The 15,385-nt window shown below is 71.5% G+C and carries 10 protein-coding genes and 1 tRNA gene; 8 read left to right on the top strand and 3 right to left on the bottom strand.

Features of this window, described 5'->3' with window-relative positions; all coding sequences use genetic code 11:
- Window positions 1-82 precede the first annotated feature (82 nt).
- Window positions 83-2,038 carry a methyl-accepting chemotaxis protein gene (locus NON00_RS11090; protein ID WP_256020708.1) on the top strand — a complete coding sequence of 652 codons (1,956 nt, stop codon included), beginning with the start codon at window positions 83-85 and terminating at the stop codon, window positions 2,036-2,038.
- 150 nt (window positions 2,039-2,188) lie between these two features.
- Here NON00_RS11090 and NON00_RS11085 read toward each other — a convergent pair.
- Window positions 2,189-2,264, bottom strand: a tRNA-Ala gene (locus NON00_RS11085).
- 109 nt (window positions 2,265-2,373) lie between these two features.
- Between NON00_RS11085 and NON00_RS11080 the strand changes: the two genes are divergently transcribed.
- The 5 genes from NON00_RS11080 (at window position 2,374) to NON00_RS11060 (ending at window position 5,300) form a co-directional block, all read left to right on the top strand.
- Window positions 2,374-2,667 (top strand): YggT family protein, encoded by a 294-nt coding sequence (locus tag NON00_RS11080; protein ID WP_256020768.1) that lies wholly within the window; start codon window positions 2,374-2,376, stop codon window positions 2,665-2,667.
- Between the two features lie 10 nt (window positions 2,668-2,677).
- Entirely contained in the window at window positions 2,678-2,980 is a 303-nt protein-coding gene (locus NON00_RS11075) for a DUF167 domain-containing protein (protein ID WP_256020705.1), read from the top strand.
- The gene (gene folD, locus NON00_RS11070; RefSeq protein ID WP_256020702.1) at window positions 2,977-3,822 is read left to right on the top strand and encodes a bifunctional methylenetetrahydrofolate dehydrogenase/methenyltetrahydrofolate cyclohydrolase FolD; all 846 of its coding nucleotides are present in this window, start codon (window positions 2,977-2,979) and stop codon (window positions 3,820-3,822) included. Before NON00_RS11075 ends, folD begins: the two co-directional genes overlap by 4 nt.
- Window positions 3,823-3,973: 151 nt before the next feature.
- Window positions 3,974-4,369 (top strand): VOC family protein, encoded by a 396-nt coding sequence (locus NON00_RS11065; protein ID WP_256020700.1) that lies wholly within the window; start codon window positions 3,974-3,976, stop codon window positions 4,367-4,369.
- A gap of 106 nt (window positions 4,370-4,475) precedes the next feature.
- Window positions 4,476-5,300, top strand: a complete 825-nt coding sequence (locus NON00_RS11060; protein ID WP_256020698.1) for a sugar phosphate isomerase/epimerase — start codon at window positions 4,476-4,478, stop codon at window positions 5,298-5,300.
- A gap of 160 nt (window positions 5,301-5,460) precedes the next feature.
- Here the strand turns inward: NON00_RS11060 and NON00_RS11055 are convergent, their stop codons facing one another.
- The gene (locus NON00_RS11055; protein WP_256020695.1) at window positions 5,461-7,734 is read right to left on the bottom strand and encodes an NADP-dependent malic enzyme; all 2,274 of its coding nucleotides are present in this window, start codon (window positions 7,732-7,734) and stop codon (window positions 5,461-5,463) included.
- A gap of 318 nt (window positions 7,735-8,052) precedes the next feature.
- A complete protein-coding gene (locus NON00_RS11050) occupies window positions 8,053-9,642 on the bottom strand; it encodes an ABC transporter substrate-binding protein (RefSeq protein WP_256020765.1) in 1,590 nt (529 codons plus the stop codon).
- A gap of 157 nt (window positions 9,643-9,799) precedes the next feature.
- Here NON00_RS11050 and mutS point away from each other — a divergent pair, with 157 nt between their 5' ends.
- The gene (gene mutS / locus NON00_RS11045; RefSeq protein WP_256020692.1) at window positions 9,800-12,568 is read left to right on the top strand and encodes a DNA mismatch repair protein MutS; all 2,769 of its coding nucleotides are present in this window, start codon (window positions 9,800-9,802) and stop codon (window positions 12,566-12,568) included.
- Window positions 12,565-15,366 (top strand): [protein-PII] uridylyltransferase, encoded by a 2,802-nt coding sequence (locus tag NON00_RS11040; RefSeq protein WP_256020689.1) that lies wholly within the window; start codon window positions 12,565-12,567, stop codon window positions 15,364-15,366. The genes mutS and NON00_RS11040 overlap by 4 nt, the downstream gene beginning before the upstream one ends.
- Window positions 15,367-15,385 lie beyond the last annotated feature (19 nt).

Genomic DNA, 15,385 nt, shown 5'->3' with positions numbered 1-15,385 from the left:
GGCCATCAAGAAAGTTGGGCTACCCATCGGGTGACCGGGGCGGCACGAGGCCCACCGCCGCCTCGCATCGCGAGGAGCCCCGATGCCCGCCACCGCAAGCCCCAGGCGCGGACGCTTCATCCACCGCATCCTGCTCGCCACCTCGCTGCTGGTGGCCTTCTCCTTCGGCGCCTTCGCGCTGTGGAGCTATCGCCAGCAGAGCCAGGAACGCGCCGGCCAGGTGCAGGACGAGCTGCGCCAGGCCGGGCAATCCCTCGCCGCCAGCATCCATGCCTGGCTGAACGGGCGGATGCTGGTGGTGCGCGCGCTGGGGGAGCAGCTGCGCCAGTTGCCGCAGGAGGCCGGCACCCTGCTGGGGCAGGAGAGCCTGACCAGCAGCTTCGCCACCCTCTATTACGGCACGCAGTCCGGCCAGTTCACCATCCGGCCGGACCGCCAGATGGCCGCCGATTACGACCCGCGCAGGCGCCCCTGGTATGACGCGGCGCAGCGGGCGCGCCAGCCGGTCTTCACCGCGCCCTATCATGGCGCCAGCACGGGCAAGCTGATGATCACCGCCGCCGTGCCGGTGATGCGCGGGGCGGAACTGCTGGGCGTGGCCGGCGGCGACCTGGAGATGACCGCCATCCAGGCCATGCTGCGGGCCATGCCGATGGGCCATAAGGGCTACCTGCTGCTGGTGGAGGAGGGCGGGCGCGTCCTCGCCCACCCGGAGGAGAAGCTGGTGCTGCGCCCGCTCTCCGAGGCGCTGCCCGGCGCCTCCTCCGCCCTCTCTTCTGGCGGGGCCATGCTGGGGGAGACGGAGAGCCTGCTCTACGGCTTCTTCCCCATCGAGGGGCTGCCCGGCGTGCGCTGGCATGTCGGCGTGGTGGTGGAGCGGGCGGCGGCCTACCAGGGCGTCACCGCGTTCCGTGACGCGGCGGTGGTGGCGGTGCTGCTGGCGCTGCTGCTGCTGCTGCCGGCGCTGGGGCTGCTGATCAACGGGCTGGTGGCGCGGCCGGTGGTGGAGGTGACGCGCGCCATGCGCCGCCTGGCCGCCGGCGACACCGCCGCCGCCATCCCCGGCCAGGCGCGGCGCGACGAGATCGGCGAGATGGCGGCCGCGCTGCTCGTCTTCCGCGATGCCCTGGCGGAGAAGGAGCAGCTGGCCGCCGCCCAGGCCGAGGCCGAGCGCCGCGCCACCCAGATGAAGCGCGAGGCCGCCGCCGCCCTGACCAGCGATTTCGAGGCGAAGATCGGCCGGCTGGTGACGCAGATGGCCGGCGCCGCCGAGGGCATGCGCGCCACCGCCGAGCGCATGGCCCAGCGTGCCGGCGCCACGCTGGAGCAGACGCGCAAGGTCTCCGGCGCCGCCGGGGAGGCCAGCAGCAGCGTGCAGACCGTCGCCGCCGCCGCCGAGGAACTCACCGCCTCGATCGGCGAGATCGCCCGGCAGGTGGCGCAGTCCTCGCAGATCACCGGGCAGGCGGTGCAGGATGCCCGGCGCACCGATGGCGTCGTCCGCGCCCTGGCCGAGGGCGCCCAGCGCATCGGCGACGTGGTGCAGATGATCACCTCCATCGCCGGGCAGACCAACCTGCTGGCGCTGAACGCCACCATCGAGGCCGCCCGCGCCGGGGAGGCCGGCAAGGGCTTCGCCGTGGTGGCCTCGGAGGTGAAGAACCTCGCCAGCCAGACCGGCCGCGCGACGGAGGAAATCGCCACCCAGATCAGCCAGATCCAGCAGGCCACCGGCGAGGCCGTGGGTGCCATCCAGAGCATCGTGGCGCGAATCGACGAGGTGAGCAGCATTGCCGGGGCCATCGCCGCCGCCATCCAGCAGCAGCGCGACGCCACCACGGAAATCGCCCGCAACGTCCAGCACACGGCCAGCGCCACCCGCAATGTCAGCAGCCATATCGGCGATGTGGGGGAGGCCGTGGCCGCCTCCGGCAGCGAGGCCGGGGCGGCCCTGAAGGAAGCCAGCCAGCTGGCCGGGCAGGCGCGCGAACTCTCCGGCGAGGTTGGCCGCTTCGTGCAGGGGCTGAAGGCTGGTTAATTTTCCAGGCTGCCGCCCTCTCCCGGCACAGCGGGACGCTGCCCTGAAAAAAGTTTTTTGGTTCTTTTTTCCAAAAAAGAACCTCTTTCTTCCTGCCGGCAGGCAAAACGAAAAAACCGGCCAGGAGGCCGGTTCTTCAACACCGCGGGGTGGTGGAGCTGAGGGGAATCGAACCCCTGACCTCCTCATTGCGAACGAGGCGCTCTCCCATCTGAGCTACAGCCCCACACTCGCGCGGTGGGCGGCTTATCCCCGAGGTCGCGGGGGAAGTCAAGCGGTCCTTGCCGCAATCGGCAGGGCTTCGTATCTGAGGGCCTCACGAGAAGGGGATGGCGATGTACGCGGTGTTCTGGTTCGTCGATCAGGCGGTCGGCCTTTACGTGTGGGCGTTGATCATCGCCGCGGTGTTCAGCCTGCTGGTGGCGTTCAACATCCTGGATACGCGCAACCGGCTCGTCTGGGCGGTGGGGGATTTCCTCTACAAGATCACCGAGCCGGCGCTGCGCCCGATTCGCAATATCCTGCCCAATCTCGGCGGCATCGACATTTCGCCCATGCTGCTGATCCTGGTGCTCTACGCCTTCCGCATTTTCCTGTGGACGACGCTCTGGCCGCTGGTCGGCGGCTGAGCCGCCGGCCGTGAGGGGCTGGCGCGCCGTGGCGGGCGGGGTTGAACTGCGCGTGAAGGCGCAGCCCAAGGCCCGCCGCGCCGGCCTGCAGGGCTGGGTGGAGACGCCGGACGGGCCGCGCCTGAAGCTCGCCGTGCACGCGGCACCGGAGGATGGCCGCGCCAACAAGGCCATCTGCGCCCTGCTCGCCGAGGCGCTGCATGTCCCCCCTTCCACCATATCGGTGGTGCAGGGGGCGGCATCGCGGGAAAAGACATGCCGCATCGCCGGGGACAGCGCCCGGTTGCTCGAACTTCTGGAGACCCTGGCATGACCGCCAGCATCATCGACGGCAAGGCCGTGGCCGCCGCGCTGCGCGCGCGCATCGCCGGGCAGGTGCAGACCCTGCCCTTCACCCCCGGCCTGCGCGTGGTGCGCGTGGGCGAGGACCCGGCGAGCGGCGTCTATGTCCGCAACAAGGACCGCGCGGCGCAGCAGGTGGGCATCGACAGCGCCACGCTCCACCTGCCGGAGGAGACCACCGAGGCCGATCTGCTCGCCCTGGTGCGCCGCCTGAACGACGATCCGGCGGTGGATGGCATCCTGGTCCAGCTCCCCCTGCCCGCCCATATCCGGGCGCAAACGGTGCTGGAGACGATCGACCCGGCGAAGGACGTGGATGGCTTCCACGCCGTCAATGCCGGCCGCCTGGCCACCGGGCAGAAGGGCCTGGTGCCCTGCACGCCCAAGGGGGTGATGCACCTGCTGGCCGCCGCCGGCGCCACCATCGCGGGCGCGCGCACCGTGGTGCTCGGCCGCTCCAACATCGTGGGCAAGCCGATGGCGGCGCTGCTGCTGGCGGCCGATGCCACCGTGACCATCGCCCATTCCCGCACCCGCGACCTCGCCGCCGAGTGCCGCCGGGCGGAGATCCTGGTGGCCGCCGTCGGCCGCCCCGGCATCGTCAAGGGCGACTGGGTGAGCGATGGCGCCATCGTCATCGATGTCGGCATCAACCGCCTGCCCAATGGCGGCATCACCGGCGATGTCGATTTCGCCCCGGCCAGCGAGCGCGCGGGCGCCATCACCCCGGTGCCGGGCGGCGTCGGGCCGATGACCATCGCCTGCCTGCTGGAAAACACCGTGGAAGCGGCCATCGCCCGCCGCCAGGGCTGAAAGAGCCGCTTCTTGAGAGGGGCTTCGCCCCTCTCAAACTCTCCCCACCAAAGGCCTGAGGCCTTTGGAAACCCATCCGGGGGCGGCCTGCCCTCGGGGCGGGAAGCCACCGGGGGTGCGAATCGGCCCGCGCGCGTGGCAGGATCAGCCCATGATCTCGCATGTCAGCCTCGGCATTTCCGATTTCGCGCGGGCCTTCGGCTTCTATGCCGCGCTGGCCACGGCGCTCGGCCTGAAGCTGCGCTTCCACAGCCCGGAAACCAGCCAGGCCGCCTGGGGGCCGGAGGACCAGGGCCGGCCCCTGCTCTTCATCACCCCGCCCTTTGATGGCCAGCCGCCCAACCCCGGCAATGGCCCCATGCTCGCCCTGCTGGCGCCGGACCGCGCCACGGTGCGGCAATGCCACGCCCTCGCCCTGGAGATGGGCGGCCGCTGCGAGGGCGCGCCCGGACCGCGCTCCCACTACCACCCCAGCTATTACGGCGCCTATGTGCGCGACCCGGATGGCAACAAGCTCTGCTTCGTCTGCCACCACGCGGAGGGCTGACCCCGCCGCAACGTCATGCTGCTGTCACCCTGGCGTCACCGCGCGGTAGCCGGCGCGGCGTAAGCCGCCCCGCCGCCTGATGGCGCATCCCGGCAAGAGAGACAGCATGACCCAAGCCACCCGTCCCGTCCTCGGGGCCGCCCTGACGATCAACAGCCTGCCCCGCCACCGTGACTGGCTGCTGGAGAAGCAGCGGGACCTGGAGATCCAGGACTTCCACAAGGCCGAGGTGCTGGATGGCGACTGGCGCCCGCTGGCGGAGCGCCTCCGCGCCCTGCTCGATGGCCATACCGGGCGGCTCGGCATTCACGGCCCCTTCTGGGGCTTCAAGATCGATTCGCAGGACCCCGAGATCCGCGCCGTGGTGCGCCGCCGGATGATGCAGGGCCTCGATGTCTGCGCCGCCCTCGGCGCCACGCAGATGGTGGTCCACTCGCCCTTCACCACCTGGGACCATAACAACCTCGACGCCTTCCCCGGCGCCCGGGCGCAGCTGGTGGAGCGCGTCCACAACACCCTGCGCGACGTCGTCTCCCGCGCCGAGGAGATGGGCTGCGAACTCGTCATCGAGAATATCGAGGACAAGGACCCGCGCGACCGCATCGCCCTGGCCGCCAGCTTCAACAGCGCGGCGGTGAAGGTCTCGCTCGACACCGGCCATGCCAACTACGCCCATGTCAGCACCGGCGCCCCGCCGGTGGATTTCCACGTGCTGCTGGCCGGCGAGGCGCTGCACCACATCCACCTCCAGGACACGGATGGCCATGCGGACCGCCACTGGCGCCCGGGCCAGGGGAATATCCTGTGGCACAGCATCTTCGCCGCCCTGGCGACGACCCGCGCCAATCCGCGCCTGATCCTCGAACTGCGCGACCACAACGCCGTGCTGGACGGCGCGGCGCATCTGGTGGCGCTCGGTCTGGCGGAATAGGTGAAAGATCTGAGGCAGCAGAATCTGGGGGAATGAATTCCCCCTTTCTTTCAGGCTGCCGCCGTCTCCCGTCCTGGCGGGACGCTTTACTGAAGGCGGGGTCTGGGGTGGCCCTGCCACCCCAGCGGGGGGTCCGGGGGGCAGCGCCCCCCGGAGGATCTCAGCGCGCGATCGCCGCGTGCGCCGCGAAGCAGGCCATTTCCAGGATCTGCCCGACGCTGCTGCCCATGTTGATGATCTGCACCGGCTTGGACATGCCCACCAGCAGCGGCCCGATGGTCGTGGCGCTGGTCAGGTAGGGCACCGCCTTGGTCAGGATATGGGCGGCGTGCAGCCCCGGCATCACCAGCACATTCGCCGGCCCCGTCAGGCGGCAGAAGGGATAGAGCGCGCGCAGCTGCGGGTTCAGCGCCACATCCGCCGCCATCTCCCCGTCATACTCGAAATCCGCCCCGGCGGCGTCGAGCAGGCGCACCGCCTCCCGCACCGGGCCGGTGATGGTGCCGCCCGGATCGCCGAAGGTGGAGAAGGAGAGGAAGGCCACGCGCGGCGTCAGCCCCAGCTTGCGCGCCTCCGCCGCCGACTGGCGGGCGATGCTGGCCAGCGTCGCCGCGTCCGGCCGCTCATGGATGGCGGTATCGGCCACCAGCACCGTGCCGGAGCGCCGCGCCAGCATCAGCGACAGGCCGAACAGCACCGTCTCCGGCGCCGGGTCGATCGCCGTGGTCACCCCCTCCAGCGTCGCGCTGGTGGAGCGGGTGATGCCCGAGACCATCGCATCCGCATCGCCCAGCGCCACCATGCAGGCGGCGAAGGCGTTGCGGTCCTGGTTCACCAGCCGCTGGCAGTCGCGGAACAGCAGCCCCTGCCGCTGCTTGCGGCCATAGAGGAACTCGGCATAGCGGCGGTTGCTGTCGGAGAGGCGGGCATTGTGGATCTCCACCCCCTCCGGCAGCGGAATGCCCAGCGCCGCGACGGTGGCCATGATGCGGTCCTCCCGCCCCACCAGCACCGGCGTGCCATAGCCCGCATTGCGGAAGGCAATGGCGGCGCGGATCACCTTCTCCTCCTCGCCCTCGGCGAAGACGACCTTCTGCGGGTGCGCCTTCACCCGGTCGGTGATGGCCTCCAGCGCGTTCACCCCGGCATCCAGCCGCCCGGCCAGCCCGCGCGCATAGCGGTGCAGGTCCGGCAGGGGCTTGCGCGCCACGCCCGTCTCCATCGCCGCCTTGGCCACCGCCGGCGAGACGCGGGCGATCAGCCGCGGGTCGAAGGCATGCGGGATGATGTATTCCGGCCCGAAGCGCAGGCCCTTGCCGCCGCCGGCGCCCGCCACCTCCTCCGGCACATCCTCGCGCGCCAGCATGGCCAGCGCCTCGGCCGCGGCGATCTTCATCGCCTCGTTGATCGTGCTCGCCCGCACATCCAGCGCGCCACGGAAGATGAAGGGGAAGCCCAGGACGTTGTTCACCTGGTTCGGATAGTCCGAGCGCCCGGTGGCGACGATGACATCCGGCCGCACGGCGCGCGCCTCGTCCGGGGTGATCTCCGGGTCCGGGTTGGCCATGGCGAAGATGATCGGGTTGGGCGCCATGCTGCGCACCATCTCCGGCGTCACCGCGCCCTTCACCGAGAGGCCGAAGAAGGCATCCGCCCCCTCCAGCGCCTGCGCCAGCGTCCGCCGGTCCGTCGCCACGGCATGGGCGGATTTCCACTGGTTCATCCCCTGCTCGCGCCCGCGGTAGAGCACGCCCTTGGTGTCGCAGAGGGTGACGTTCTCGGGCCGGATGCCCATGGCCTTCACCAGCTCGGCGCAGGCAATGGCGGCGGAGCCGGCGCCGTTGATGACCAGCTTCGTCTCCGCCAGCTGCCGCCCCGTCAGGTGGCAGGCATTGATCAGACCGGCGGCGGCGACGATCGCCGTGCCATGCTGGTCGTCATGGAAGACCGGAATGTCCATCAGCTCGCGCAGGCGCTGCTCGATGACGAAGCATTCCGGCGCCTTGATGTCCTCCAGGTTGATGCCCCCGAAGGACGGGCCGAGATAGCGGACGGCGTTGACGAACTCGTCCACCTCCTCGGTGTCGATGCAGAGGTCGATGGAGTCGACATCGGCGAAGCGCTTGAACAGCGCCGCCTTGCCCTCCATCACCGGCTTGCCGGCCAGCGCGCCCAGATTGCCCAGGCCCAGCACCGCCGTGCCGTTCGAGATCACGGCCACCATGTTGCCCTTGGCCGTGTAGTCATAGGCCAGCGACGGGTCGCGATGAATGTGCAGGCAGGGCTCGGCCACGCCCGGGCTATAGGCCAGGCTGAGGTCGCGCGCCGTGGTCAGCGGCTTGGTCAGGCGGATTTCCAGCTTGCCCGGCTTGCCCTCGGCATGCAGCGCGAGCGCCTCCTCGGCCGTGATGCGGGCCGTGCGGGTATCGCCCATCGGAGGTTTCTTCGCGTCGTCCATCGCTTTCGCAAGCTCCCGTTCTGAGTCCCCCTTTATGTCGTTCTCGCGCCTCAGGCGAAAGCGGGCAATCTCGCAGGCGCGAAGAGACCGACGAAGGCGAAACGTTACAGAAATCACCCGGATATCCAGGGAAAGGGTCATGAAAAAAGAAAAGGCCGGGGGAATGAATTCCCCCGGACCCCCTTCTTTTTTCTATCAGCTACCCAGGGCCGCCACCGCATCCCCCCCTCATAGGGGCCAATCCAGCCGAGTGCAGCGTCCCGCCTCCCCACCCGACAGCGGCAGCCTGAAAAATTAACGGGAGAGGTTCCAGGGGTAGGGGGCGGCGCCGGTCAGCAGGCCGGAGAGATCGCGGCGCAGCGCCGTGCGGATGGTGAACTGGCCGAGCGGCACCGTCCCCGCCTCGTCCAGCGCCAGCCGGCCAAGCTCATGCGCCAGCTTTCGCTGCTCGGCCGGGTCGGTGGAGTAGATCCAGCGATCCACCAGCTCCTCCGCCCGGTCGCTCTTCCACCAGCCGAACCAGCCGGCCTCGCCCTGGCCGCGCGTCAGCGAGGACATGGCGGGGTTGCCGTAGAAACTGGCGGGGCCGGTGGTGTGGAACATGCTCCAGCCGCCCTTCTCCACCGGCTCACGCGAGTTGCGGCGCTGGATCACCGTGCCCCAGTCGCTCTCCGCCAGATCGACGTTGAAGCCGATGCGGCGCAGCAGGTCGGCCGAAACCTGCCCGAGCGGGCCGATATCCGGGAAGTCGGTCGGGTTGATGATGACGACCTTCTGCCCGGCATAGCCGGACTCCTTCAGCGCCTGCTTCGCGGCGTCGAGGCTGGCCGGCATCAGGTCCTTGTGGTCCTGGAAGAAGGGCGTGCGGCGCGGGAAGAGGCTGCGCGTGTCGTTCCAGGCGGTGGCGTCGTCGCCCTGGGTGGCGCGCATATAGTCTTCCTGGTTGACGGCCAGGCGGATGGCGCGGCGCACGCGCGGGTCGTTGAAGGGCGGATGCAGGCAGTTCAGCCGCATCAGGGCGAGGCGGCCGGAGGTGTCCTGCACCACGCGCTGGATGTCGCGGCTGCGCGCCAGCAGGGGCTGGAGGTCGGCATGCGGGCGCTCCCACCAGTCCACCTCGCCATTCACCAGCGCGGCGGCGGCGGTGGCCGGGTCGGGGATGATGTGCCACTCGATGCGGCGGAACTTCGCCACCTTGCCGCCCGCCGAGTTCTCCGGCGCCTCGGCGCGCGGCACATAGCCGTCGAACTTCTCATAGACGGCGCGCGAGCCGGAATTGAACTCGGCGGCGAGGAAGCGGTAGGGGCCGGAGCCCACCATCTCCGTCAGCGCCTTGGTCGGGTCGGTGGCGGCCAGCCGCTCCGGCATGATGAAGGCCACGAGCGAGTCCGGCTTGGCCAGCGCGTCCAGCATCAGCGGGAAGGGCCGGGCGAGGCGCAGGGCGAAGCTGCGATCCTCCGGCGCCTGCCATTCCACCACAGCCCTGGCCACCAGCTGGCCAAAGGGGTCGCGCGCCGCCCAGCGCTTCAGGCTGGCGATGACATCGACGCCACGCACCGGGCTGCCATCATGGAACTTCAGCCCCTCGCGCAGGCGGAAGCGCCAGAGCAGGCCATTCTCCGCGAGCTCATGCCCCTCCACCATCTGCGGCTGCGGCTGGCCCTGGGCATCCACGCCATAGAGCGTGTCGAAGACATAGAAGCCGTGATTGGTGGTGACGGTGGCGGTGGTCCAGATCGGGTCCAGCGCGCTGAGATTGGCCTGCGGCACGAAGCGCAGCGTGGTGGCGCGGCTGTTCTGCGCCAGGGCGGGGGCGGCGAGAGGGGCGGAGAGCAGGGCGGCCGCGCCCCCCATGCCCCGCAGCAGGCCGCGGCGATGCAGCATCATGGTCGAAGTCTCCCTGTTTCGTTATGGCAGCAGACTGCGCCAGCCGCCCCCCTCTGCCAAGCCGCGCGGGCGGGCGGGGGGAAGGGCCCAGGGATAAGGGCCCAGGGAAAGGGCCTGTTCCCATCCCCGGCCTTCATGCTCTAGGAACCGCCGGATGACCCGCCCCGCCCTGCCCTCCGCCGAAGGCGCCACCCCGGCCCTGGCCCAATGGTTCACCGCCAAGCAGGCGCATCCGGACGCCCTGGTCTTCTTCCGCATGGGCGACTTCTTCGAGCTGTTCTTCGACGACGCCACCCGCGCGGGCGAGGTGCTGGGCCTCGCCGTCGCCCATCGCGGCGAGCACCAGGGCCAGCCGGTGCCGATGGCGGGCGTGCCGGTGCACGCGGTGGAGAACTATCTGGCGCGGCTGATCCGCGCCGGCTTCCGCGTCGCCCTCTGCGACCAGCGGGAGACGCCGGAACAAGCCAAGGCCCGCCGCGCCCCCACCATCCGGCGCGAGGTGGTGCGCCTCGTCACCCCCGGCACGCTGACCGAGGACGCGCTGCTGGAAGGCGCCCGCCCGGCCTGGCTGCTGGCCCTCGCCCGCGCCGAGGGGGAGCTGGGCGCCGCCTGGCTCGACCTCTCCACCGGCGCCTTCGCCACCGAGACGCTGCCGGAGGCCGAGATCGCCGGCCTTCTGGCGCGGCTGGACCCGGCGGAAATCCTCATCCCCCCGGCGCTGCTGGCCCACCCCGCCCTGATCCCGGCGCGGGAGAAGCTGGTGGAGCGCGACGCCCCGCGCGACCCGGCGCGGCGGCTGGCCGAGTTCTACGGCGTCGCCGGGGTGGATGGCTTCGGCAGCTTCACGGGGGCGGAGCTGGCGGCGGCGGGCCTCGCCCTCGACTATGTGCGCGCCACCCAGGGCGAGGCCGCCCCGCGCCTGCGCCCGCCCGAGCCGCAGGGTGGACGGGAGGTGCTGCGCATGGACGCGGCCACCCGCCGCAGCCTGGAAATCCTGCGCAGCGAGCGCGGCGACACGCGCAACTGCCTGCTCACCGCCGTGGACCGCACGCTGACGGCGGCGGGCTGCCGCGAACTGGCGCTGCGCCTCGGCGCGCCGCTCACCGATGCCATGGCGATCGGCGCGCGGCATGACGCGGTGGCCTTCCTGCTGGAGGCCCCGGCCCTGCGCGCCCTGCTGCGCGGCGCGCTGAAGGGCGCGCCGGACATGGCCCGCGCCCTCGCCCGGCTGGCGCTGGACCGCTTCGCCCCGCGCGACCTCGCCGCCCTGCGCGAGGGGCTGACGCGCGCCGAGGCGATGGCCGAGGCGCTCTCTGCCGCCCTGCCCCTCCCTGCCCTGCTCGACGAGGCGCGCGAGGCGCTGGTCCCCGCCGCCTCGCCGCGCGCCGAGCTGGAGCGCGCGCTGAACGAGGCCCTGCCCGCCCGGCTGGAGGATGGCAACATCGTCGCCCCCGGCTATGACGGGGAGCTGGACGCGCTGAAGCGCCTGCGCGACGACGCGCGCGGCGCCATCGCCGCCATGCAGGTGGAACTGGCCCAGGCCTGGGGCGTGGCCAGCCTGAAGATCCGCCACCACCAGCAATTCGGCTACCTGGCCGAGATGCCCGCCGCCGCCGGCGAGAAGCTGCTGCGCGAGAAGCCCGGCCATCTGGAGGGCGGCCCCCAGGCGCCGATCCACCGCCAGACCATGGCCAATGCCCACCGCTTCACCTGCACCGCCCTGGCCGAGCTGGACCGCCGCCTCTCCGCCGCCGGCGAGCAGGCGGCGAAGCGCGAGGCGATGGTGGTGCGCCACCTGCGCGGCCTCTGCCTCGCCGCCGCGCGGGCGGTGGACGCGGCGGCCATGGCCATGGCCGAGATCGACATCCACGCGGCGGCGGCCGAGCTGGCCACCGGCGGCGGCTGGTGCCGGCCGGAGCTGGTGGAGCGGCCGGATTTCCGCATCCGCCAGGGCCGCCACCCGGTGGTGGAGGCCGCCCTGGCCCGCAACCGCGGCCCCGCCTTCGTCCCCAATGACGCCGACCTCTCCCCCGGCCAGCGCCTCTGCCTGCTGACGGGGCCGAACATGGCCGGCAAATCCACCTTCCTGCGGCAGAACGCGCTGATGGTGGTGCTGGCCCAGGCCGGGCTCTTCGTGCCGGCGCGGCAGGCGCGGCTCGGCCTCGTGGACCGGCTCTTCTCCCGCGTCGGCGCGGCGGACGACATCGCCGGCGGCCGCTCCACCTTCATGGTGGAAATGACCGAGACGGCCGCCATCCTCAACCAGGCCACGCCGCGCTCCCTCGTGGTGCTGGACGAGGTGGGGCGCGGCACCGCCACCTGGGATGGCCTGGCCATCGCCTGGGCGGTGCTGGAGGCGCTGCATGACCGCATCCGCTGCCGCGCCGTCTTCGCCACCCATTTCCACGAGCTGACGGCGCTCGCCGGCAAGCTGCCGGAACTCCAGCTCGCCACCATGAAGGTGCGCGAGCACCGGGGCGAGGTGGTGTTCCAGCACACGGTCGGGCCGGGGGCGGCGGAGAAGTCCTGGGGCCTGCATGTGGCGCGGCTGGCCGGGGTGCCGCGCGCCGTCACCACCCGCGCCGGCGCCGTGCTGGCCACGCTGGAGGCCCGCGCCCGCGGCCTGGAGCCGATGGCGGAGGAACTGCCCCTCTTCGGCGGCCCCCTGGGCAGCCCAGGGGGCAACACCTTGGGCAGCACCTTGGGCAGCACCCCCCCGGATTCGTCCACAGCGCCGCAACCGCCGGTCGATCAGGACCCGCTGCGCGACGCCCTGGCGGCGATCGACCCCGACAGCCTCTCCCCGCGCGAGGCGCTGGAGGCGCTCTACCGGCTAAAATTGCTGCAAGGCAGCAACGAACCACACAAAACGGCTCACGAAGCTGTTGCCCCGGCGCGGAGAGGGGTAACATCCGTCGAATGAGAAGCTCCGGCGAGTTGCCTGACGCCTTTGCCCCCGCCTCCCTGCCGGCCGGGGCGCTGCGGCCGTTGCCCGATGTCGTGCTCGACCTCGTCCCCCGCCCCGGGCAGCCGGTGGCGCGGGACCAGGCGCTGCTGCTGCTGCGGCGGCAACTGGGGCGCATCCAGAACCGCGTGCAGGAAGCCTTCGAGGCGCATGCCCTCTCCGGCCTCACCGCCGCGCGCATGCTGGGCGAGCTGACGGACGGGCTGATCTTCGCCATCCACGCCTATACCCTGGCCCAGGTGGCGCCGGAGCAGGCGGAGCCGGGCGCCAACCCCTTCGCCAGCACCTCCGAGCCGCCCTTCGTCCTCGCCGCCACCGGCGGCTACGGGCGCGGCGTGCTGGCCCCCTTCTCCGATATCGACCTCCTCTTCCTCTCCGAGCGCCCCCTCGGCCCGCGCGGGCGGCGGGCGGTGGAGTTCATGCTCTACCTGCTGTGGGATCTCGGCCTGAAGGTCGGCCACGCCACCCGCACCCTGCGCGAATGCCTGGAGGATGCGCGCAGCGACGCCACCATCCAGACCGCCCTGCTCGATGCCCGCTTCCTGGCCGGTGAGGCCAGGCTCTTCGAACGTTTCGATGCCGAATTCTCTGCCGCCCGGCAGGATTGGGGCATCGGCCAGTTCCTCGCCGCCAAGCGCGCCGAGCGCACCGCCCGCCACCGCCGCTATGGCGACAGCCCCTATCTGGTGGAACCCCACCTGAAGGAAGGCCGCGGCGGCCTGCGCGACATCCAGACCATGTACTGGCTGGCCCGCTACGCCTTCGGCGTGAAGCGCATGCCGGAGCTGGTGGGGCCGGGCAGCCCCGGCGGCGGCCTGCTCACCGCCCGCGAGGCCCGCGCCTTCAAGCGCGCCTGGGACTTCCTGTGGACGGTGCGCTTCCACCTCCACTACGTCACCGGCCGCGCCGAGGAGCGCCTGACCTTCGACCTCCAGCCCGTCGTCGGCGCCCGCATGGGCTATACCCGGCACGGCAAGCAGGACGGGGTGGAGCGCTTCATGAAGCACCTCTTCCTGACGGCGCGCGACGTGGTCCGCCTCTCCCGCCTGCTGGAACCGGCGATCGAGCGCGCCACCATGGGCCTGCCGGCCGTCAGCCGCCCGGCCGATGCCGCCCTGGTCGCCGCCGGCGTCGCCGTGGCCGATGGCAAGCTGCTCTTCGCCCCGGACCGCGCGCTGGAGGATGACCCGGCCATCATGCTCCGCCTCGTCCGCGCCGCGCGCGACCGGGGCATGGAGATCCACCCGCTCGCCCACCGCGCGCTGATCCGCAGCGCCCCGCGCGCCATCGCCCTGCGCGGCGATGCGGAGGCCAATGACCTCTTCCTCGACCTGCTCTCCGGCCGCGATTCCGCGCGCTGGATCCGCGTGCTGAACGAGGTCGGCTTCCTCTCCCGCTTCATCCCGGACTGGGCGCGCATCGTCGGGCTGATGCAGTTCGACACCTACCACGTCTTCACCGTGGAGGAGCACACGATCGAGGCGATCGCCGTGCTCAACCAGCTGGAGGCCGGCGAGCTGGCCGAGGCCGCGCCGGTGGCGAGCGAGCTGGTGGGCCAGGTGCAGTCCCGCCGCGCCCTCTTCGTCGCCCTGCTGCTGCACGACATCGCCAAGGGCCGCGGCGGCGACCATTCCGAACTCGGCGCCGGCATCGCCCTCGAGGTCTGCCCCCGCCTCGGCCTGACGCCGGAGGAGACGGAAACCGTCTCCTGGCTGGTGCTCAACCACCTCCTCGTCAGCCAGACCGCCTTCAAGCGCGATATCGACGATCCCAAGACCATCCTCGACATCGCCGAGGTGGTGCAGTCCCCCGAGCGGCTGCGCCTGCTGCTGGTGCTCACCGTCGCCGATATGCGCGCCGTCGGGCCCAAGGTGTGGAATGGCTGGAAGGCCACCCTGCTGCGCGAACTCTACTGGCGCGTGGCCGAGGTGCTGGCCGGCGGCCTCTCCGTGCCGGAGCGCGATGTCCGCGTGGCGCGCGCCAAGCAGGCCGCCGCCGCCATGCTGGGCGACCACCCGAAGGACCTCGCCGAGCGCTTCCTCAGCCTCGGCTACCCCGGCTACTGGCTCTCCTTCGACCCGGAGAGCCATGCCCGCCACGCCGCCATGATCCGCGAGGCGGAGGCCAGTGGCGCGCCGCTCTCCGTCTCCACCCGCGTGCTGGAGGCGCGGGCGGTGACGGAGGTCACCGTCTACTGCTCCGACCATCCCGGCCTGTTCAGCCGCATCGCCGGCGCCCTGGCCGTGGCGGGCGCCACCATCGTCGATGCCCGCATCCACACCATGACCAACGGCATGGCGCTGGACACCTTCTGGGTGCAGGACGCACAGTCCTCCAATGGGGGCGGCGCCTTCGATGCCTCCCACCGCCTCGCCAAGCTCTCGGTGCTGATCGAGCAGGCGCTGTCCGGCCGGCTCAACCTGGTGCAGGAAATCCGCAAGGTGCGGCGCGAGCCGGCGCGGCTGCGCGCCGTGCAGGTGCCGGGCCGCGTGGTGATCGACAATTTCGCCAGCAACACCCACACCGTCATCGAGCTGAACGGGCGCGACCGGCCCGGCCTGCTGCACGACGTCACCGCCGCCATCTCCGCCCAGGGGCTCCAGATCGCCTCCGCCCACATCACCACCTATGGCGTGCGGGCGGTGGACGTCTTCTATGTGAAGGACGTCTTCGGGCTGAAGGTGGAGAATGAGCGCAAGCTCTCCGCCCTGCGCGCCGCGCTGCTCGACGCCCTCGGCACCCCCGCCGAAAGTTGAGCGGGAGGGGCGCCGCCCC

Origin of the sequence: Roseomonas sp. GC11, from assembly GCF_024437745.1 — a bacterium.
GTDB lineage: Bacteria > Pseudomonadota > Alphaproteobacteria > Acetobacterales > Acetobacteraceae > Pseudoroseomonas.
This window is presented reverse-complemented; position numbering and strand designations above follow the sequence as displayed.

What these genes read in the sequence shown, in the direction of transcription:
- NON00_RS11090 (WP_256020708.1), top strand. Translation starts at nt 83, where the DNA reads ATGCCCGCCACCGCAAGCCCCAGGCGCGGACGCTTCATCCACCGCATC.
- NON00_RS11080 (WP_256020768.1), top strand. Translation starts at nt 2,374, where the DNA reads ATGTACGCGGTGTTCTGGTTCGTCGATCAGGCGGTCGGCCTTTACGTG.
- folD (WP_256020702.1), top strand. Translation starts at nt 2,977, where the DNA reads ATGACCGCCAGCATCATCGACGGCAAGGCCGTGGCCGCCGCGCTGCGC.
- NON00_RS11065 (WP_256020700.1), top strand. Translation starts at nt 3,974, where the DNA reads ATGATCTCGCATGTCAGCCTCGGCATTTCCGATTTCGCGCGGGCCTTC.
- NON00_RS11060 (WP_256020698.1), top strand. Translation starts at nt 4,476, where the DNA reads ATGACCCAAGCCACCCGTCCCGTCCTCGGGGCCGCCCTGACGATCAAC.
- NON00_RS11055 (WP_256020695.1), bottom strand. Translation starts at nt 7,734, where the DNA reads ATGGGCGATACCCGCACGGCCCGCATCACGGCCGAGGAGGCGCTCGCG.
- NON00_RS11050 (WP_256020765.1), bottom strand. Translation starts at nt 9,642, where the DNA reads ATGCTGCATCGCCGCGGCCTGCTGCGGGGCATGGGGGGCGCGGCCGCC.
- mutS (WP_256020692.1), top strand. Translation starts at nt 9,800, where the DNA reads ATGACCCGCCCCGCCCTGCCCTCCGCCGAAGGCGCCACCCCGGCCCTG.
- NON00_RS11040 (WP_256020689.1), top strand. Translation starts at nt 12,565, where the DNA reads ATGAGAAGCTCCGGCGAGTTGCCTGACGCCTTTGCCCCCGCCTCCCTG.